Annotated in this window: 9 protein-coding genes; 2 read left to right on the top strand and 7 right to left on the bottom strand. The window is 68.8% G+C overall.

Going from position 1 to position 20,032, the window contains the following annotated elements; all coding sequences use genetic code 11:
• Positions 1-13 precede the first annotated feature (13 nt).
• Genes D7V88_RS14765 through D7V88_RS14735 form a run of 7 tightly spaced genes read right to left on the bottom strand, consistent with a single transcriptional unit; the run spans position 14 to position 18,258 of the window.
• Positions 14-874 carry a hotdog family protein gene (locus D7V88_RS14765; protein ID WP_120541285.1) on the bottom strand — a complete coding sequence of 287 codons (861 nt, stop codon included), beginning with the start codon at positions 872-874 and terminating at the stop codon, positions 14-16.
• Positions 871-1,650, bottom strand: coding sequence for a 4'-phosphopantetheinyl transferase family protein (locus D7V88_RS14760; RefSeq protein WP_244238153.1), 780 nt, complete (start codon positions 1,648-1,650; stop codon positions 871-873). Before D7V88_RS14760 ends, D7V88_RS14765 begins: the two co-directional genes overlap by 4 nt.
• Before the next feature lie 25 nt (positions 1,651-1,675).
• Positions 1,676-5,473, bottom strand: coding sequence for a polyketide synthase family protein (locus tag D7V88_RS14755; RefSeq protein ID WP_120541284.1), 3,798 nt, complete (start codon positions 5,471-5,473; stop codon positions 1,676-1,678).
• Positions 5,470-8,328: a beta-ketoacyl [acyl carrier protein] synthase domain-containing protein gene (locus D7V88_RS14750; RefSeq protein ID WP_120541288.1), complete on the bottom strand. Its 2,859-nt coding sequence runs from the start codon at positions 8,326-8,328 to the stop codon at positions 5,470-5,472. Before D7V88_RS14750 ends, D7V88_RS14755 begins: the two co-directional genes overlap by 4 nt.
• Positions 8,321-10,420, bottom strand: a complete 2,100-nt coding sequence (locus D7V88_RS14745) for a C45 family autoproteolytic acyltransferase/hydrolase (protein WP_120541283.1) — start codon at positions 10,418-10,420, stop codon at positions 8,321-8,323. The genes D7V88_RS14750 and D7V88_RS14745 overlap by 8 nt, the downstream gene beginning before the upstream one ends.
• Positions 10,410-14,096 carry an SDR family NAD(P)-dependent oxidoreductase gene (locus tag D7V88_RS14740; RefSeq protein ID WP_120541282.1) on the bottom strand — a complete coding sequence of 1,229 codons (3,687 nt, stop codon included), beginning with the start codon at positions 14,094-14,096 and terminating at the stop codon, positions 10,410-10,412. Before D7V88_RS14740 ends, D7V88_RS14745 begins: the two co-directional genes overlap by 11 nt.
• Positions 14,086-18,258 carry a type I polyketide synthase gene (locus tag D7V88_RS14735; RefSeq protein ID WP_120541281.1) on the bottom strand — a complete coding sequence of 1,391 codons (4,173 nt, stop codon included), beginning with the start codon at positions 18,256-18,258 and terminating at the stop codon, positions 14,086-14,088. Before D7V88_RS14735 ends, D7V88_RS14740 begins: the two co-directional genes overlap by 11 nt.
• Positions 18,259-18,486: 228 nt before the next feature.
• On the opposite strand from D7V88_RS14735, the gene D7V88_RS14730 reads away from it, so the two are divergent.
• The gene (locus D7V88_RS14730) at positions 18,487-19,386 is read left to right on the top strand and encodes an ACP S-malonyltransferase (RefSeq protein ID WP_120541280.1); all 900 of its coding nucleotides are present in this window, start codon (positions 18,487-18,489) and stop codon (positions 19,384-19,386) included.
• A 93-nt stretch (positions 19,387-19,479) separates the two neighbouring features.
• On the top strand, positions 19,480-20,032 hold a 553-nt coding region (locus D7V88_RS14725; RefSeq protein WP_120541279.1), incomplete at its 3' end, for a bifunctional transcriptional activator/DNA repair enzyme AdaA.

Below are 20,032 nucleotides of genomic sequence, written 5' to 3'. Positions count from 1 at the left end.
TCCCCGCGTACCGTCAGGGGACTTCTTGCAACACGAATCCCCGGAAGACACCCACGGGCCGACCCTGCCCGTCCCAGGAGACGACATGAAAGGCCTGACGGCCGCCGTGGACGCCCTGCCGCCGCGCGAAGACCTGCACCTGCCCCTCGGGGACGGCATACAGATCCGCGGCCTCCAACTCCAGCGGGAGCAGGGTCCGCGCGCTCGACAACACCCCCAGGGAGAAACCGACATGGAGGATGGCATTGAGCAACGTCGACGGCCATCCCGGCATGTCGCGGTCCTCGCGCCATCCACGCTGGGGTCCGCCAGGAGGAGCGACGACCGCGAGCAACTGCTCCGGGGCGTGGCGCTGATACTTCACCCCGGCCAGGAAGGCCGGCCCGTGCTGGATCTCCCTGGGAAGGGCATACAGCTCCGCATAGTCAGCGGCGTTGGAGAAGTCGATCCGCTGAAACCGCGCGGCCCGCTCCTTCGGCGTGCCCAACACCACCTTGCCGTGGGCATGGGTCCGAAGGATGCGCGGAGAGCCCTCCCTGGGGGGGGACATGCTGGAGGAGATCACGACCGGGATGTCGTCGGGCTCCGCCTCCTCCGGCTCCGCGGTGACCGCGAGTTGGAAGCCCCGGGTGCCCCTGAAGCGGGCCGCCTGGACGAACCGCACGTCACGCACGCCCACCACACCCAGGTGCGGCCGGATGCGATGGGCAGCCTGGGTCATGAGCCCGACGAGGTATGCGGCGGGAAACACCGGCAGGCCCTCGACGACATGGTCCAGCAGGTACGGGTCGGTCCCGGTGTCGATGGGACGCTCGAAGCGCCACGCGCCCCGCTCCACGGAGACCTCTCCCAGTCTTGGCTCGTCATGTCTCATGCGGGTCTCGCCTCCGGGACGTGGAGCACCGCCAGCGCATATCCCCGGCCCAGGGCCAGCAAACCCGACAATGTTTCACGGCCTGGACCGGTGGAGTTCAGGGTGATCCGCACACAGAATGCGCCCGGTGCATCCGTGAGGCCGGGAATGACAGCGGACAACGGGCCGTGCTCCTCCCATCCCGTGAAGCCCACCTGTTGGAGCGAATCCCGCAGGCCATGCCCCGTGCGTTTCACCAGGGCCTCCTTGAGACACCAGCCCAGACTCCACAGCTCGTCCGGCTCGCGGCCATGGTGACGCTGACAGTGCATGAGCCAGTCCTGCTCGACGTCGGTGAAGACCTCGTCATGGAAGCCGGGCCCGCGGGGCTGTACCGCCTCCAGGTCCACGCCCACGCGCCCGCCGGTCGTGGCGACGGCCACCGCCAGGTCCTTCGAATGGGAAATCGACACATCACACGCGGGCGTCCCGGGCGGCACCTGCACCACGGGCCTCCCCTGCTCCGGGCCTGCCATGACCTGGGAAATGCCCAGCTCCTGCGCCACCAACCGGACGCCGGAAGCCGCGAGATGGTGAAGCAGCGCGGACTTCGCGGCCACCCTTCCAGCCAGGTGCGCCACCCTGCGCTCGGGCAACCGGTGCATCCCGCTCACGGCCAGCTCCGCCTGCGTCAGCACGGTCCCGAGCATGCCCTCTGGATGCGACGCCCATGCGAGACGCACGGGCGCCAGCGGCACCACCGCGAGGGTGAGGGACGGGCCTCCCGGCAGGCTCACGCTGACTGGCTCCATTCGCGCGCCGTCAACCATCGCGTTGGGTGAGCAGCCGCTTCAGCGCCGGACCGATTCGACGGTGGAGCGAGAAGCGCAGCCCCTCGATCTCCGCGTACACCCGCCGGCTCTCCCCATCGAACACCACTACGCGGACCCGGGCACTGTCCTCGGTGCCGCCCAGGGAGGTGCACAGCGCGCAGAGTTCCCGGCCGTAGGGCATGGGCGCATGGAGTCGCAGTTCCTCGGCCCCGGCAGGCAAGGCGATCCGCTCATGGAGGGAGTACGTGAGGATTCCGCCAGCATGGTGGATGGAGTCCAGCGCCAGCGGAGCCATGCGGAAGCCAGGCTGCCGGGTGAACGCGAAGAACTCACCCTCGCGCTCCTGGAGGATCCACGCGGCCATCGAGCCGTCCTCCAGGAAACGCAGATGCCGGAACCCCTGCATGAGGGGGCCCAGGAACACGTCCTCGGTCGGGTTGTAGCCCTTCCTGGCATCGCTCCGGTCCGAGGTCGTGAACAACGCAGCCGTCGCGGCCTCCACCATCGGTGCCACGGGCGGACGGGACGAGAGCAGCACGGTCGCGGACGTCACCTTGCGGCGGATCGGGGCCACGTCCGCGCGCGGCCTCAACTCCATGTCCACCTCCACCATGACGGGAAGCAGCCCGTCCGGGGTCGCCCTTCCAGCGCGGGCGGTGGCCACGAGGCGCGTGGAGCGCCCGGGCCAGACCTTCGCGGCGTGGTGAAACTGGATCTGCCGCAGCCCCACCACGTGCAACCCCGGCCGCAGCAACAGGCTGGCTTCCGCCATCATCTCCATGCCGAAGGAGCCCGGCAGCACGGAGACACCCTCCACCTGATGCTCATGGAGATAGGGATCACTGTCGAGGTGCAGGTTTCGAAGGGCCACCAGCGAGTCGGCGGTCCGGTCGAGGACCTCCTCGATCATCGGATGGGTATCCCGTCCGGACGCAGCTTCCTCCCGAGGTTGCTGTCGGCCCTGATACTCCTCGACGATCAGGTGGTAGTTGGTCCCGCCCATCCCAAAGGCACTCATGCCGGCCCTGCGAGGCCCCCCATCCGCCGGGGCAGGCCAGGGCCGTTTCTCCGTGTTCACCACGACAGGGATTTCAGCCCACTTGATGTCGGGGTTCGGTCGCTCGCAATGGATTTGCGGCGGCAGGACCTGATGTTCGAGGCTCTTGAGGACCTTGATGAGATTGACCACCCCCGCCGCGGAGTGGAGGTGGCCAATCATCGATTTGACGGAGCCGATGACAACCGACCCGGGCGCCTGTCCGGCCAGCACGTGGGCATAGGTGGAGACCTCCGTCACGTCGCCCACGGGCGTCGCTGTCCCGTGACACTCGATGTATTGGATGGACGCCGCCGGGACCTCGGCGTGCGCCAGGGCCTGCTGGACCGCGAGCCTCTGGCCCACGGGGTTGGGCGCCAGCAGGGACTTGCCCTTGCCATCACTGGAAGCGCCCAGGCCCTTGATGATTCCGAAGATCCGGTCGCCGTCGCGCTCCGCGTCCTTCAACCGCTTGAGGACCACGACGCCCGCACCCTCTCCCGGAATGAAGCCGGAGGCGTCCGCGTCGAACGGCCGGCTCCCCTTGGCGCTCAGCCCCTGGAACGTGCAGTTCACGGTGTACAGCTCCGCCGTCATGTCCGCGAACGCGCCGCCCGCCAGCACCGCATCCGTCTCCCCGAGCTGGAGGCTGGCCACTCCCGCCCCGATGGCGGCCATGGATGACGCACACGTGCTTTCGAACGTGCCGGTGGCGCCCTTGAGCCCGTAGCGATGGGCGATCAACGAGGCCTCGGTACTCCCGGAGGAGCCCGCCAGCGAAAAGGGCGACAGGGGGGCGATGCCCTCCTTGAACTTCAGCTCGACATCCCCCGCGATGAGGCCTGTCAGCTCTTCGGAGAGTCCACAGGCGAGGAGCGCCTTCTTGAGGCCCGCATCCATCTCCGCGTAGCCAACCCGCACCTCGACCTCGCGCTCGCGCATGCGCCAGGGCATGTCCGCCATGAAGACAGCGGTCCGTTCCGACGTTGCCTGGGAGAGCTTCGCCGTCCGCATCGCCTCCGCGGCAGCCGTCAACGCATACAGGTGCGTCCGGTCCAACTGGGGCACGAGCGACGACGGAAGGCGGAAGGCTCCCGCATCGAAGCTGAACCCATGCACGAAGCCGCCCAGCGGGCAGTAGATCTTCCCCACCCCGCGATTGGGATCGTAGTAGCGCTCGAGTTCGAACCGCTCGCGCGGAACGCTCACGATCTGATCCTTCTTCGCCAGGACGTTCTCGAAGAAGGTGTCGCTGTCATTGGCTCCCGGCGTCAGGGAGCCGAACGCCACGATGGCGACAGGCTCCTTGGCGGCCCGAGGTCTGGCTTCCGCCACCAGGCGCGCGTGGAACTCCGGAACGTACTCCTCCAGCGTGAGGTGGTAGGCCTGTCCTCCCAGCGCCATTGCGTTGACGCTGGCCCGGCGAGGCACACCCCGGGCGGGCGCCTCCCAGGGCACGGGCTTCGACAGCACGCGCAAGGGCGTCCCATCCGCCCGCAGCTCGGAACGCAGGTGACGCACGTTGCGCTGCGCTGGAAGCTCCCGGTGACGCAGGGCCATCAGGGTCCGGAGGAGCCCGGGCACGGCCGCCGCCGCGTGGAGCTCACCGGCCAGCTCCTTCGCCGAACCGGCCGTCACGCTCCCCGCAGGCAGGCCCTTGAACACCTCTCCCATGGCCGCCAGCTCCGCGGCCTCATGGAAGGCCACGCCGTTGGCGTGACACTCGAGGAACTGCACGGAGTCAGGGCCGTACCCTGCTTGCGCATAGGCGCGCCGAGCCGCCCGCACCTGGGCCTGGGCAGGTGGGTCGAGCAAGGCGCCAGGGCGGCCCTGGTTCGCTCCGCTGATTCCGCGAAGCACGCCGTGGATGTCATCCCCGGCGGAGATCGCATCATCGAGCCGCCGCAAGGCGAAGAAGCCGACGCCCTCCCCCAGCAGGGTGCCATTGGCCCTGGCGTCGAACGGCCGGGGAAGCTCGTCCCCGGTGAGCAGGCCCATGCGGTCGAACGAAACAAAGCTCGCGGGCGACAGATACGAGCTGGTAGCCCCCACGAGCGCCACGTCATACTGGCCCAGGGCCAGCCCCCGGGAGGCATGTTCGAGCGCCGCCAGCAGGGAGGCGCTGGCGGAATTCACCACATAGTGGGGGCCCTTCAAGTCGAACAGGGCACACGCCCGGCCCAATGCCAGACTCATCCCCGCGACGGTGCCACGGGTGACCTCCCGGTGGCTGATCCCTCTCAGCGTGCGGTCCGCCTCCGCGAGGACGTGCTGACGCTCCTGTTCGGAGAGCCCGGAGGTCTCGAGCGCCTGCTGCACCGCATCCATCACCTGCGGCATGTAGCGGAGGTAGGGATGGGCGATCCGGAGATCCATACCAATCTCCGCGCCCCCCATGATGACGGCGGTCCGCTCCCGGGGAAACGGCCGCTGATGCAGGCGGGCGTCCTCGATGGCCCGGCGGATCGCCTCCACCGTGTAGAACTCGCCCCGGGGCAGCTCGTCGAGCATCTTCGGCCCCATCTTGTATTCCTGCCACGGCACCTCCAGGGGCTGGAAGAAGGAGCCACGCCACACGGAGCCCTTGTCGAAGTCCGCGGGGTTGTCGCTGTGGTAGGTCTTCCAGGCGAACCGACTGGCCGGGACCTCGCAGAAGCCAGGGGTGCCACGGGAGAGATGCTGCCAGAGCTGCTCGGGCGTCTCCGCGCCTCCCATCAGACACGAGGCCCCGATGATGGCGATGGGTGTCATTCCACGTACTCTTCCAGGACAGCGTGGTAGTTGATTCCGCCAAGTCCATACGAATTGACGGCGGCGCGGCGGGGCACGCCCTGGACAGCCCAGGCTTTGGCTTGGGACGGGAAGGCGAGCTGGCCATCCCACGGGACGCGCGGATTCAGTGGGCCCTGCGTGAGGCTGGGCGGCAGGGTCTGGTGCCGCAAGGCGAGCACCGTCCGGATGAGGCCCGCCGTGCCGGACGCGACGTAGGAATGCCCGATGATGGGCTTCAGCACACCAACAGACGCGGGGCCGTCCTTGCGGCCATAGACCTTGAGCAGGGCTCCCGCCTCGGGGATGTCCCCTTCCGGCATCCCCGAGCCATGCGCCTCGATGTATTGGATGCTCGAAGGCAGGAGGCCCCCGTCCGCCAGGGCCCTCCGGATGGCCAGTTCCTGGCCCTGCTCCTGGCTTGCGAAGAGCGACCGGCTGAACCCGTCGGAGGAGCCGCCGGCGCCTCGGATCAGCGCGTGGATCCGGTCGCCGTCGCGGCGGGCGTCCGAGAGCCGCTTCAAGACGAGGAGGCCACAACCTTCCCCGTGCACGAACCCATCCGCGTCCCTGGAGAACGGCCGGGGCTGGCCCGTCGGAGAGATGACTCCGGCGTAACACATGCTCACGCAGAACGGCACGGTGATCTGGGACCACGCGCCTCCCGTCACCGCTACGTCCCATCTGCCGTCACGCAGGCCCTGCATGCTCAATGACACGGCGTTGAGCGACGACGCGCAAGCCGACTCCACGGTGAAGGCCGGGCCGCGCGCATCCAGGGCCCGCGCCAGCCGCGTGGCCGGCGCGCTGGTGAGGATACCCGGTAGCGTCTCCGACGTGCTGGGCGGGCTCGTCCGCTGGAATGCTTCGCGCGCTTCTTCGATGAAGCGCTCCACCTGCTCCGAGGGCACCCCCGCATCCAGGAGCGACCGGCGGTAGACGTCCGCGAACTCCGGATACGCCAGCCGGGCTTCAATCACAGTCTCCCGGTGGTTGCCGGGCGACACCGCCACGATCACCGCGGTGCGCTCCGAAGGAAGCGCTCGCGACGCGCCATACCCCGCGTCACGCACGGCCTCCCTCGCGACCTCCAGGCACCACAGATGGGTGTGGTCCATCTGCGCGACCGCCGAGGGTGGCAGGCCGAAGTCGCGGTAGGGAAAGGGCCGGCTCTTCACCAGCGCGGCCTTCGGGGCATAGACCTTGAAGAAGGACTCCCGGTTGCGGAACGCGACCTCGCCCGTCTGACGGTAGAGCGACACGGGCCAGCGCTCCTCGGGGAACGCCTCCACCGCACTGAGGCCCTGGAGCGCGCGCTCCCAGAGGGCCTGCGGATCATCCGCGCCCGCGTACCGACAGGCCATCCCCACGATGGCGATGGGCTCCGGCTCCCTGCGTGGCGCGCGGGCCGTGACGGCGACCGTCGGCCGCGCGGCCTTGGGAACGTACTCCTCCAGCACCGCGTGGTAGGCGATGCCCCCGAAGCCGGCGGCATGGATGGCCGCGAGCCGGGGTGCATGCTCGGGCCAGGTCCGCGCCTCGTTGATCCGGAACGGCGTTCCCTCCAACGGGAGCCCGGGATGCCGCGTCTGGAAGGTCCGCTGCGGCAGCATCTCCCGGGTGCGCAGCGAGTGGATGACCTTGAGCATGGCCGCGAAGCTCGACGCTGCCTGGAGGTCTCCGACGGATTCCGCGACCGCGCCCAGCGAGACCTGGCGCGCGCCCTGGTAGGCGCCTCCCAACCCCTCGATGAGGTGGGCGTCCCAGTCCGTCACGCCCGTGGCGCCCGTCTCCAGATAGGCAATCGCATCCTGCGCCACACCGGCCCGCTGGAGCGCTTCCGACGCCGCACGCTGGTGGACCGGGGCGTGCGTCGCCGTCATGACAGGACCGCTGCCCTGGTTGACGCCCGCGACCCCACGCAGGACCGCGTGGATGGTGTCATCGTCCCGTTCGGCGTCCTCCAGCCGCTTGATCAGCAGCATCACCGCGCCTTCGCCCAGGGCCGTTCCATCCGCTCGGGCATCCAGGGGAAAGACACCGCGGGTGGACAGCCGGCGCAGCTTGCTGTGAAGCACGCTCTCCATGAGCGACAGCGCGGGGCTGGCAGCCCCCACGAGCGCCATGTCCCACTCACCGCTCATGAGTCCCTGGACGCCCGTCTCCAGCGCGGCCAGCCCGGAGGCCGCATGCGCATCCACGCAGAAGTGCGGTCCCTGGAGCCCGAAGAAGCCACAGATGCGGCCCAGCACCGGACTGACGAAGCCCCAGAAGGCCCAGTCGTCCGATTGGTCAATGTAGCGCTGGATGAACTCCTTCCGCACGGTGTCCAGGACCTGCTCGGCCTGCCCCGTGGAGAGTTGCTGCAATGCCGGAGACCGCCGGGCGGTATCGAGCAGCTCCGGCAGGCGCCACTTGAAGTTGAAACACTGGTTGCTCTTGCGGCCCATGCCCGAGGAGCCAGCGATCACCGCGACCCGCTCCCGGGGGAACGGCCGCTCCGGCGTGTACCCGGCCCCCGTCATGGCCTGATGCGCCGCTTCGAGCAGCATCAGCTCCATGGTGTGAAGCAGGCGGGTCTCGATGGGAGGCAGCCGGAACCGCTTCCAGTCGAGCTTCAGCTCACCGGCCGGTGCACCCAGCCTGGAATAGGTGCGGTCCACCGCCTCCGGATCCGCGCTGCCGTACCGGCTCCAATCCCAGCGAGGCTCCTTCAACTCCCGGACGGAGACATGCCCGGACTGGAGATTGCGAAAGAACGTCGGGACATCGTGCGCATCCGGAAGGATGCATCCCATCCCGATGATGGCGACCGGCTCCTGCCTGACGCTACCCATGGGCCGCCCTCCTCCGCGCACCCAGGAACCCGGACGGATCCAGCGCACTCACGAGGGAGGTCTTCTGCTCCGGGGTATAGGCATCCACGCTGATCGAGCAGTAGTCCCCTGCCTCCAGGCAGAGGGCTCCCGCGTCATTCCAGACGGTGAAGTCGTAATAGAGGAGGTCGCCCTCCTCCCGCGTGAGCACCGCCCGGCACCAGAGCCGCTCGCCCGGCTTCGGATCCTTCCCCAGGGACAACCTCCCGATCCCCTTGGGGACGGGGGCTCGCTGGTTGTGAAGAATCCCCAGGGTGCCCACCAATTGAAAACACCCATCGAGGAAGAACGGATCCATCCAGTACCGCGCGTGGGGAATGGAAGCGAAGGAGCCAGTGGGCTCGGGCATCCGCAGACACCCGATGGCGTCCCGAGGCCCCAGGAAGCTGATCCAATCAACCCGGCGGAAGGCATCCCCCACGTGGAAGTAGGCGTCCTGGACGTAGGAGCGGCTGAAGGGAATCTCTCCATCCGGACCCCGAACCGTTTCGGAGCCCGGCTCCACGCGCTTGTCTGCCCTTGCTCCCAACCAGACCGCCGCCCGGTAGTGCAGCACGTCCGGACGCAACACGACTCCGCGAGGATGATGGAGGTCCGCGTACGCGGAGACCTCCCAATGTCCGCCCTTCGGCTCGCACCGCACATGCGCCTGCGTGGGTCGGTCGGGCCGCACCCGGATGAACTTCTCCAGGGAGACATCCCGCAGTTCGGCCACCTCCCCTGAGCCCTCCAGCGCAGCCACCTCCGCCAGCCATTCAATGGCCGCGGCGCCGGGCAGAACAGGAGTGCCATTGACCAGGTGCTCCCGGAGATAGTGATCCTCTTCGAGGACGAACGTGCGCGCCCGCCCTCCTTCCGCCCGCGCCGTCCCCAACATGGGGAACTGGCCCGGCGGCTGGGAAGCCTGCCCCACCTCCGGGGACCGATCCCGGAACAGCGGCCCCAACTCCAGCCGGCGCCTGCACTCCAGGGCGGCCGGAATCCCTCCCGCCGCGAAGTCCATCGTCAGTGTCGAGGGCTCGTAGGCCATGCTGAGCACGTTATCCACCCGGCAGATGGTCTTCATCGACGGGGGTGCCCCTTCGGAGGGCTCGCCGCAATCCCTGAGGAACTCCACCGCGGTGTCCAGGCTGATGCGGCCCCACCGCGCACGGATGAGTTGCTCCAGCCTGCGATAGCGGTGGATCGAGTCGTCCTGCATCTCCTGGAGCATCTCCAACGCGACCGCCTCATGGCCCTTCGCCTGCCGGTACGCGACCGTGAGGTGATTGGTGGAGACCACGAAGTCCCTGCCCGCCCCGGCCGTGTACTGACCGGAGTGCGGACCGACCTGTTCCCAGACACGCGCGGCCCCCGAACGGTGGGCCAGCATCAGGTTCCAGCTCCCACCGCGCGGCAGGCCTTCGAGGATGCCGGCCGCCTCGTCCAGGGTTCGCGCGCGGGAGAGCACCTCGCGGTTCTGGAATGTGAGCGGGTAGAACGGCCGGCGATCCATGGGCGCCACCGGGACGTTGATGCCCAGGCTCAACCCTTCCGCGTTCATCCCCGCGCACACGCCCAGCGACCCGGGCCAGAACGTGATCGAGGCATAGGGAATGCGCCCCGTCACCCGGTAGACGATGCAACACGGCCGCGTGAGCTTCGCCAGCGAGGGGTACGGCACATCCAGGTTGTGCCCATGGAGGACGTTGCCCGTGGCGGTCCCCTGCCCCAGGACCGCGAACTGGGAGCAGCCGATGGGCGCGCCCGACACGATGTCCAGGATGAGCGCGTGTTCGAGCAGCGCCTCCCGGGCGAGCCCGCTGGCATCGGACATCCCCTGGAGCTCTTCGTGAACGTCGGACGGCAACCCGGCGGACAGCGCCGCCATCCGCTGCCTCACGTCCACGTCCTTCAACCCCAGCTTCGTCAGCAGGGGTTGGAGGGCGGGAGTGCCGCGCGCCACGGCCTGTGCAAGCTCCTGCCGCATGAGGGCGCCATATTGCCTGCCCACCTCATACGCGCTGCCTGACAGCACCAGCAGCGGGAGTGACGCCGCCGGCTCAGATGGCATAGCGGGTTCCACCCGCCTCCCGGGCGGTCACCTGGAGCGTCCCCTTCTCGTGGCGGGGCCACCCGCGTGAGGCGAACGTGGTGTCATCCGCGATGACGATCTCCCCGGCGGGCCCGCCGTGGAGAAGCTCTCCCACGAACCAGTACGCCCCTTCAGCGAGGTCGATGACGCAGACGCCCGCCTGCCCCAGCCGCTCCAGATAGTCCCGGTTGTTCTCCACGATGCCGGCGCCCACCCACACGGGCCAGTCAATCGTCACGCTTCGCACCCCGGGACGCAGGGCGCCGTACACGAGCCCGGCCTTGGCCACCAGCGCGTTGGCCGCGGAGTAGTCCGTCTGCCCTTGATTGCCGTAGCGGCCACTGCCCGAGCCGAAGTTGCTGAAGAACTGGAGCTCATCCTTCCAGGTCTCCTGCGCCAGCAACTGCCAGAGGTGTGCCTTGGAGGCCAGCGTGCGGACAACCACCTCCGCGGACTTCATGGGCAGGCTCTTGGACTCTTCAATCGTCGCGCCATGCACGATGCCGTCAATGCGGCCGTACTGCTGGCGAACCCCCGCCAGCAGGCTCCGGACGGCGGCGGGCTCGGTCATGTCACAGACCTTGTAATCCAGCCGGATCCCCAGGGACCGGCAGTCCTCCAGGTTGCGGTGCAGCTCCCGCCGACGCGCGATGTCCGAGTCAAAGGCTCGCATGCCCTGGACCGGCGTGGCCCCCGGGTGCGCGGCCATGTAACGTTTGACGAAGCCCATCCGGTAGGCAGGCAGGTCCTTGTCCGTGACCGTCAGCCACTCCTCGTTCCCGTTCGGAGGCACCGTGCGGCCGGTGATGATCACGCGCGCGCCCGTCACCTGGGCCAGGAGCTTGGCGCAGTGGTAGACGACGCCGCGTCCTCCTCCCGAGACGAGCACCACGGAGCCGGGCTTGATGGACATCGCCGTCGTGTCGGTCACGAGCGGTGTCTCGATGTCCCGGAAGACATACCTCCGCCCGCCGCTGTAGGCGGTCTCCACGTCCTGATCGGCGCCAACCAGCTCCGTCCAGAGCTGTTCGACCCAGGCGGACGACTCGCGGGGATCCAGGTCCACGACCTTGCACCGCGCATCCGGAAGCTCCCGCTTCAGGCACTTGACGAAGCCGCCCGCAGCTCCCGCGAGGGGAACATGCTGATGGGACTTGTCATGGCCGAAGAGGCCACCTCCCGCGGTCGCAACCAGATACCAACCGCCCCCCGCCATCGTGCCAATCCGGTCGTACACAGACAGGGCGCTGTAATAGAGCCCCAGCGTGAAGGCATTGACGGTGGAGGTCCACGCGTCGGCCTCCAGGCCCGCGAGCGCGGGGGGCGCCGCCGTGGTGTGCAGCAGAATCAACCCGTCCAGCGGCTGGGCCGCCTGAAGCTCCCGAAGTCGCTGTGCGGCGACCTCCGGTTGCTTCCAATCCAGCGTCACCGCGCCGCTGGACACCGGCCCTGTCGGGAGGATGACCACGCGGGCGCCGGCTGATTCCAACCGCTGCGCCAATTGCTTGTAGGCACCGTGGGCGTCGGGGGTGATGCCCAGCGTCTTGCCGCGCAGGTGGGCGATGTGCTCGCTCCGGGGCTGCGAGGACTGTTCGACGGGATGGACCTCGTACCGCTTCGCCGAGAACCGGGCAGGAGGGGTGAGCGGATTCGCGGGAGCCTCCAGCTTGCCTCGGAGGTGCGCGGCCAACTGCTTCAGCGACTCCGCGTCTCCGGAGGCTTCGCACTGCGCCACGAACTGGCGGACCGCATCGAGGTCCAGCGCGTCCGGGACTGCGGGCCGTGGCGCGGCCTCCGCAGCGGAGGGGAGCTGGCGGAACAGGTACGCCGCCAGCTTGCGCAGGGTGTTGTGGTCGCGCACCCGGAAGCCTTCGTCCCTGGGCACCCCGAAGGCGGCCCGGGCCATGGCGAAGGCTTCAATCTGGGTGATGGTGTCGATCCCCAGATCCACTTCCAGATCGAAGTCAGGACCCAGGACCTCGATGTTGTAGCCCGTCTTCTCCTGGAACGCGTTGGAGAGGAACGCGAGGATCTTCTCCTCACTGGCGCCCTCGGCGGGACGGGCCGCGCCCACGGAGGTCCGGCCCACCAGGTACGTCACCATCTTGTGAAGGGTGTTGTGGTCCCGCAGCCGGAAGTTCTCATCCTTCTCCACGCCCAGGTGGACCCGGACGAGCGCGAAGGCTTCGACCTGCTTGACGGTGTCGATCCCGAGATCCGCTTCCAGATCCAGGTCCGGCTCCAGCATGTCCTCCGGGTAGCCGGTCCGCTCCACCAACGCGCTCACCAACTGCTTGCGCACTGCTTCGGGCGTGAGACCCGTCGGGGCCACCGTGGGAGCAGGCGGCGTGACGGTGGATGCGGGGGCAAGCGGCGCGGCCTGCTTCACCAGGTACGCCACCATCTTGCGAAGGGTGTTGTAGTCCCGCAGCCGGAAGTTCTCGTCCCGCGCGATGCCCAGCGTCGTGCGGGCCAGGGCGAAGGCTTCGACCTGCTTCACCGTGTCGATGCCGAGGTCGGCCTCCAGGTCGAGGTCCAGCTCCAGCATGTCCTGGGGATAGCCGGTCCGCTCCACCAGCGCGGTCACCAGCATCCGCGTGACGGACTCGGACGGGTCGGACGAAGCAACGACCGGCGGAGCCACGGCGGCCGGAGCCGGAGCGGCGCTGATGGTGGCGGGCGTGGAGCCAGAGGCCCTGCCGTCCAGGTACGCGGCCATCTTCCGAAGCGTGTTGTGGTAGCGGACCCGGAAGTTCTCGTCTCGTTCCACGCCAGCGTTCGTCCGCACCGCCGCGAACACTTCAATCTGGGTGATGGTGTCGATGCCCAGATCGACCTCCAGGTCCAGGTCGGGCAGGAGGATGTCCAGGGCATAGCCTGTCTTCTCCGCCATCGCGGCACGAAGGGTCTCCAGCGTCGGGGTGGCCAGGACCGCCGCGGGCGCGACCGGGGCCGGCGCCACGGCAATGGCAGTCACTCCGTTCGACGCCCGCCCGACCAGATAGTCCACCATCTTCCGGAGCGTGTTGAAGTCGCGCAGACGGAAGTTCTCGTCCTTGGCGACGTTCAGGTGGACCCGGGCCTGGGCAAAGGCCTCGACCTGCTTGACCGTATCAATGCCAAGGTCTGCTTCCAGATCCAGGTCCGGCTCCAGCATGTCCACGGGGTAGCCCGTGCGCTCCACCAGGGCCTGCGTCAGCAGCTTCATCACGTCCGTGGAATGACTCGCAGCCACGGGGGCGACAGGCTTCGTCGCGGCGGCGTCCATGCGGGCCAGCGCGGCGTTCGTCTCCGCCAGGAGGGTCTCCAGGGGAGGCCGCTCCTGGCGCAGCGCACAGGCATCCACGAAGGCGAGGACCTGCGCGAGCGTCAGCTTACTCCCCGAGGCCGCGGGCTCCTCCCGGTGGAGGTGCTTCAGGAGGCCCTGGGCGATGGTGGTGACGGTCGTGTGTTGTTCGGGAGGGAGTGCCATGTCAGGGGGGATGCGAAGTTTGCGTTCGGCGGCGGCCACCGCGTCGTTGATTTCCGCCGGGGTCATTCCAAGGTCGTTCACCAGCTCCACGTCATGGCCGAAGAGCTCGGGCGGGTAGCCCACCCCGTGCACCAGGGCGGAGACCACCGCATCCCGGACCGAGGCCAGGGTCTCAAGCGCCATGGGTGGACACCTCACCGCTCAGCAGGTGGTGGACGTGGCTGAAGGCCAACAAGCGGTGAAACTGCTCGGTCTCGCCCGTCTTGGGGTGGGTGCTTGCTTGCGCCATGTACGGTCTGCCTTTGAGCGTTGCCTGGATGAATGCCGTCAGGGACCACTTGGGTCCGGACTCGATGAAGATGCGGACCCCGTCGTCGTGAAGCTGCTGGACGTGCTGGCTGAACTGGAGCGGCAGCACGTATTGCAATGCCAGATGGCGCGCCATGATGCGGGGCTGCACCTCGGACGGGTAATAGCGGCCGTGCACGCTGGAGAGGACCGGTAGCTGGGGTGCGTTCCAGGTGAGCCGCTCCAGCTCCGCCCTGAAAGGCGGGACGGCCTTCGCGATGAGCTGGGTATGGTAGGCGTGAGACACGGGCAGGGCCCTGGCTTCGAACCCGTTCGCGGCGCACCACCGGAGCACGTACTCGACCGCCGAAGTCTCTCCCGCGACGATCCCCTGCCCCGGCGCGTTCCGCGCGGCCACGGTGGCGTACCCGGGGGCTTCCCGGAGCACGCCTTCCAGCCTGTCGAAGTCCCCGCTGATGCTGGCCATCAGGCCTGGAGAGGCCATGGGCAGTCGGGTGACCGTGAGGGTGCGCTGATAGATGGCACGCAGCGCCTGCTCGAATGACAGCATTCCGCTGGCGACCAGCGACGCGTACTCGCCAGCGCTCTGTCCCAACAGGACATCCACCCGGATGCCCCACGAGCGGATCAACCGGAAGAGCGCCACGTTCGCCAGGAAGACGGCCGCATGCGCCGTGTCGTCATCCTGGCGGTGCGTGCTCTCGGTTCCCGGAGGCGCCCAGAAGGTGTCGGACAGGCGGCGCCCGGCGATGGTTTCGAAGGCCGCATCCGCCTCCGCGAGCGTCCGGGCCACCACCGGATACTCCGCGGCCAGTTCCCGGAGCATGTTCACGTACTGCGGCCCCTGACCCGGGAAGACCACCGCCACCTTGCCCGCGTGCAACTGCCTTGGGTCCCGCGTGTCGTAATAGAAGAGGCCCTGCTCCGGCAGGCTCGGCGATCCGGTGCCGGACAAGAGCCGCCGCGCGCGCTCCAATGCCTTGCTGACCGGCTGGCCCTTCGGCAGCGTCATGGCGAACCGGCAGGGCGCCTGCGTGCGCTCCAGCGGCCCGCGGACCTCCAGATGGGGCTCACGTTCCAGTCGCTGGAGCAGCCCGTCCACCTGCTGGAGGATGTCCGCCGCGCTGTCACCGCACAGGTGCAGGAACGGTGGACGCTCGGGCTCCACTCCGGTCACGCGGGCGGCGTCCGGCGGGCATTCCTCCACGATGGCGTGGAAGCTGGTGCCCCCCAGGCCGAACGACGACACCCCTGCTCTCCGCACGCCGTGGGCGGGCATGTCCCAGGGCTCCACCTCCGTGGGCACGCGGAACGGAATCCGATCCCAGGGGATGCGCGGGTTGGGACGCTCGAAGCCCAGGTTCGGGGGGATCTGCTTGCGGTGCAGTGCCAGCGCGACCTTGGTGAGCGCGGCCGCGCCGGCCCCCGAGTTCAGGTGGCCGATGTTGGACTTGATGGACCCCAGGAAGATCTTCCCGCCCCGCGCCGCCTCGCCATAGACCGTTTGATAGGTCTCCACCTCGATGGGATCGCCCACGGGGGTGCCCGTGCCGTGTCCTTCCACGTACTGGATGTCGGAGGCGGACACGCCCGCCTTCTCCACCGCGCGCCGGACCGCCTGCACCTGGCCCTCCACACCGGGCGCCCAGATGGAGGCGTTCTTCGGATCCGTGGCGCCAGCGACCGCGCGGATCACCGCGTAGATGCGGTCGCCCGCGGCCCGCGCATCCGACAGGCGCTTGAGCACGAGCAGGGAGGCCCCTTCACTGGAGATGTAGCCATCCGCCCTGGCGTCGAACGGAAAGGAGCCCGTCTGCGACAAGCCACCGAACGAACAGCACTGACTGAGCGCGTCCACGCCCAGGGACGCATACATGCCGCCCGCGAGCATCATGTCGCACGCACCCGTGCGCAGTTGGTGCATGGCGACATCCACCGCGACCAGACTGGAGGCGCAGGCGGACTCCACCATGAGCGCGGGCCCCTGGAAGTCCAGGTGGTGGGCGATGCGGCTCGAAGAGAGGCTGCCCAGGTAGCCCAGCAGGGTGTCCTCGGTGATGGGCGGCAGTTCGCTCTTGTAGCGCGCCTCCGTCTCACCGCGGATCCGCGCCACCGTCGCCTCATCGAGGCCCCGCTTGCGCAGGTGCGCGGCCAGGCGGCCATCGAACTCCGCGTAGTACACGCGGGCCTGGGTCTGGAACTCACGCTCCAGGGGCGGCAGGTAGCCCATCACGACGCCCACGCGCCGGGGATCCACCGCCCCCGGGGTGTAGCCCGCGTCGTCCAGCGCCTGGAGCGCGGCCTTCATGCACCAGCTATGGCCCCGGTCGATCTGCGCCGAGACCTTGGGCGGAACCCGGATCCGCTCCTGGGGCCACGAGCCGTCGACGATGGAGCCCGCGAGATCGGTATAGGGCCGGACCTTGCTCGTGCGGGTGGGGTCCAGGTAGCGGGCGATGGGTGCGCGCTCCGGCGGGATGCCCGCGATGGCGCAGCGCTTGTCCAACAGGTTCCGCCACAGCGCCTCCGGGCTGGAGGCCTCTGGAAAGACACCACCCAGGCCGACGATCGCGATCGGCTCGGCGGACTCGAACACCGGCAGCGTCCTGGCCAACGCCGCGTGATACTCCGGCGCGTGCTCCTCCAGGGTCAGGTGGTAGCTGATCCCTCCGAAGCTGAAGGCACTGACGCCGGCACGCCGCGGACCGTTGGCGACCGCCGGCCAGGGCCTGCCCTGCTTGGAGATGTAGAAGGGGGTGCCTTCGAGCTCAATCCCTCGCGCGGGGGCCTGGAACGAGTGCTGGGGCGGCAGGAACCGGTGCGACAGCGCCAGGGTGGCCTTCATCAGCCCCGCGGCCCCCGCCGCCGCCTGCAGGTGGCCGGTCAGCTCCTTGACCCCGCCCAGCATGACGCTCCCGGCGGCCTGCTGGCGGCCGAACACTTCCTTCAGGCTCGCGATCTCCGTGAGGTCGCCCAGGGCGGTGCCCGTGGCATGGCACTCCACGTACTGCACGTCCTCCGGGCCGTAGCCCGCCTGCTCATAGGCCCGGCGCATCGCCAGCACCTGGCCCCGGGTGTTGGGTGCGAGCAGCGACTTGCCCTTGCCATCGGAGGCGGCGCCGACGCCCCGGATGACGGCGTGGATCTTCTCCCCGGCCGCCACGGCGTCATCCAGGCGGCGCAGGACGAAGATGCCCACCCCTTCGCCCAGGATCGTCCCATTCGCGCGCTGATCGAACGGGGTTAGTGAGGAGACCGCCAGACCGCCCAGCTTGCTGAAGGCCACCAGATCATGCGGCGTGAGCAGTTGGCTGCATCCACCCGCCAGCGCCACGTCGCAGTCGCCGGAGTTGAGCTGGTGGCTCGCGGTCTGGATGGCGGCGAGGCTGGAGGCGTAGCCCGCATCCACCGTGGTGTGGGGTCCCCGGATGTTGAAGATCTTCGCCGCCCGTCCGACCCACACACTGCTGAACGAGGCGATCGCTTCGTCCTCGGTGAGCCCCGCCATCTCGGACTCGAGCTGCTGGACGACCGAAGCGCGCACCTCCGCCGCGACCCCGGCGCCCAGGGCCGTCAGGGACCGCGATTCGGACAGGCAGCGCTCCATGTCCAACAGGCGGGTCCGCACCCGGGTGTCCGGACGCAGGCCTCCGCCCAGCGAGCCCAGGACGAAGCTCACGCGTTCGGGAGCAATCCCCGCCATGAGCGCCCTGGCATCCTCGAGCGCTTGCGAGGTCGCATCCAGGAACGCCAACTGCGTCCTGTGCATGTCCTGGAACGTCTTGGGCGGGATCCGATACTTGCGGTAGTCGAGCTTCAGATCCTCCAGCAGCGCGGCGTGCTTGCAGTAGGTCCGGTCGGGAGTCTCGGGGTCCGCGTCGTAATACCAGCCAGGAAGCGCCTGGGTTTCCCCCAGATCACGAATGGCGGTGCGTCCCCCCAGCAACTGCTCCCAGAAGGCCTCGACACCCGTCGCCTTGGGAAAGACATTCCCAAGGCCCACAATGGCAATCGGCCTGAAACATGTGTCCGGCATGACTCTTTCATCACCAGAGCGAGATCAGGCCTCGTCTGGCTTCCGCAAGGAGATGTATGGGTTCTGTCGCGCACTACTCGCCCGGTCCCTGCGCCCCACCTTCACGCTCCGTCACGGCTGATGCATGGACACCGTATCATTCTACACATATTGTACGAGTCCCGCAAGGTCCGGTATTTACGGGGAGTGAGGTAGGTCACTACCCAGCAGGACTGGACCGACTTGAGCATGAACGACGCTTCAGCGTGGATTTTTCCAGGACAAGGCTCCCAACGGGTCGGCATGGGCCAGCAGCAGCTCGAGCGTTCCCAGGCCGCGCGACGGGCGTTCGAAGAGGCCTCCGAAGCCGTGGGTATCGATCTCACCCGGCTGTGCCTGGAAGGGCCGCTGGAAAGGCTCACAGCCACGCAGAATGCCCAGCCCGCCATTGTCACATGCAGTGTCGCATGTCTTGCCATGCTGGAGGAGCAGGGGCTCCACCCCGCCGCGGTCGCGGGACACAGCGTGGGGGAGTTCTCGGCCCTGGTCGCGGCCGGCAGCCTGACGCTCGCCGCGGCGGTCCGGGCGGTCCACAAGCGCGGAGAGCTGATGGCCCGTGTCACGGAACCCGGGGGAATGCTCGCGGTCATGGGGCTCGATGCGCCGCGCGTCCAGGAGCTCTGTGAGGCGGTGAAGCGGGACGACGTGCTCGTGGTGGCCCTCCACAACAGCCCGGGCCAGTTCGTCCTGTCGGGAAGCCCATCCGCCCTGGAGCGCTTCCAGCAGCGCGCCCTGCCCGCGGGCGCCCGGGAGTGCGTGCGGCTCCAGGTCAGCCAGGCCTTCCATTCCCCGCTCATGGGTCGAATCCTGGAGGAGTGGCGCGCGGTGGTGGCCAGCATCCCGCTTCGCATGCCCCGGTATCCGGTGGTCCTCAACACCACGGCCCGAACCGTGAAGACCCTGGTCTGCATCCGCCGGTCCATGGTGGATCAGCTCGTCGCCCCGGTCCTCTGGATGCAGTGTGTCCAGTCGCTCGTGGGCATGGGAATCACCCAGGTGCTGGAGGTGGGCGACAGCAAGGTCGTCTCCTCCCTGGCGAGGCGCACGGAGCCCTCCCTGCGGACCTCCACGACGCAGCTCGCCCCGTGACGGCGCGGGGCTGAAGCGCCCTTTCGTCAGGCGCCCCACGTCCACGTCCGAAAACGGCCAGACAGCCAGGGCCCGGCGTGGGAACTTCATCCCATGAACGGCCTGGACCCCGCCGCCTGTTACCGCGCGCTGACGACGCGGGACGCCCGCTTCGACGGGCGCTTCTTCACGGCGGTGAGGACGACGCGCATCTACTGCCGCCCCGTCTGCCCGGCGCGCGCGCCCCGCTTCGAGAACTGCGCCTTCTATCCCACCGCCGCCGCGGCCCATGAGGCGGGCTTCCGTCCCTGCCTTCGCTGCCGGCCGGAGACGTCCCCCACGCTCGCCCCCTGGCGCGGCACCTCCGTCACCGTCTCCCGCGCCCTGGCCCTCATCGCCGACGGGCTGCTCGACGCCGACGACGGCAACGTCGAAGCGCTGGCGGCCCGGCTGGGCGTCGGCGACCGCCAACTGCGGCGGCTGTTCCAGCAACACCTGGGCGCCTCGCCCGTCGCCGTGGCGCAGACGCGCCGCGTCCTCTTCGCCCGCCAGCTCCTCCACGAAACGCACCTGTCCATGGCCGAGGTCGCCCTGGCCTCCGGCTTCGGCAGCGTCCGGCGCTTCAACGCCGTCTTCCAGGCCCTCTACCAGCGTCCCCCCGGAGCCC

It is taken from the genome of Corallococcus terminator (assembly GCF_003611635.1).
In the GTDB taxonomy this organism is placed as follows: domain Bacteria; phylum Myxococcota; class Myxococcia; order Myxococcales; family Myxococcaceae; genus Corallococcus; species Corallococcus terminator.
This window is presented reverse-complemented; position numbering and strand designations above follow the sequence as displayed.

Bases quoted from the DNA above. Each gene is read 5' to 3' on its own strand.
- D7V88_RS14765 (WP_120541285.1), bottom strand. From the start codon at position 874: ATGAGACATGACGAGCCAAGACTGGGAGAGGTCTCCGTGGAGCGGGGC.
- D7V88_RS14755 (WP_120541284.1), bottom strand. From the start codon at position 5,473: ATGACACCCATCGCCATCATCGGGGCCTCGTGTCTGATGGGAGGCGCG.
- D7V88_RS14750 (WP_120541288.1), bottom strand. From the start codon at position 8,328: ATGGGTAGCGTCAGGCAGGAGCCGGTCGCCATCATCGGGATGGGATGC.
- D7V88_RS14745 (WP_120541283.1), bottom strand. From the start codon at position 10,420: ATGCCATCTGAGCCGGCGGCGTCACTCCCGCTGCTGGTGCTGTCAGGC.
- D7V88_RS14740 (WP_120541282.1), bottom strand. From the start codon at position 14,096: ATGGCGCTTGAGACCCTGGCCTCGGTCCGGGATGCGGTGGTCTCCGCC.
- D7V88_RS14735 (WP_120541281.1), bottom strand. From the start codon at position 18,258: ATGCCGGACACATGTTTCAGGCCGATTGCCATTGTGGGCCTTGGGAAT.
- D7V88_RS14730 (WP_120541280.1), top strand. From the start codon at position 18,487: ATGAACGACGCTTCAGCGTGGATTTTTCCAGGACAAGGCTCCCAACGG.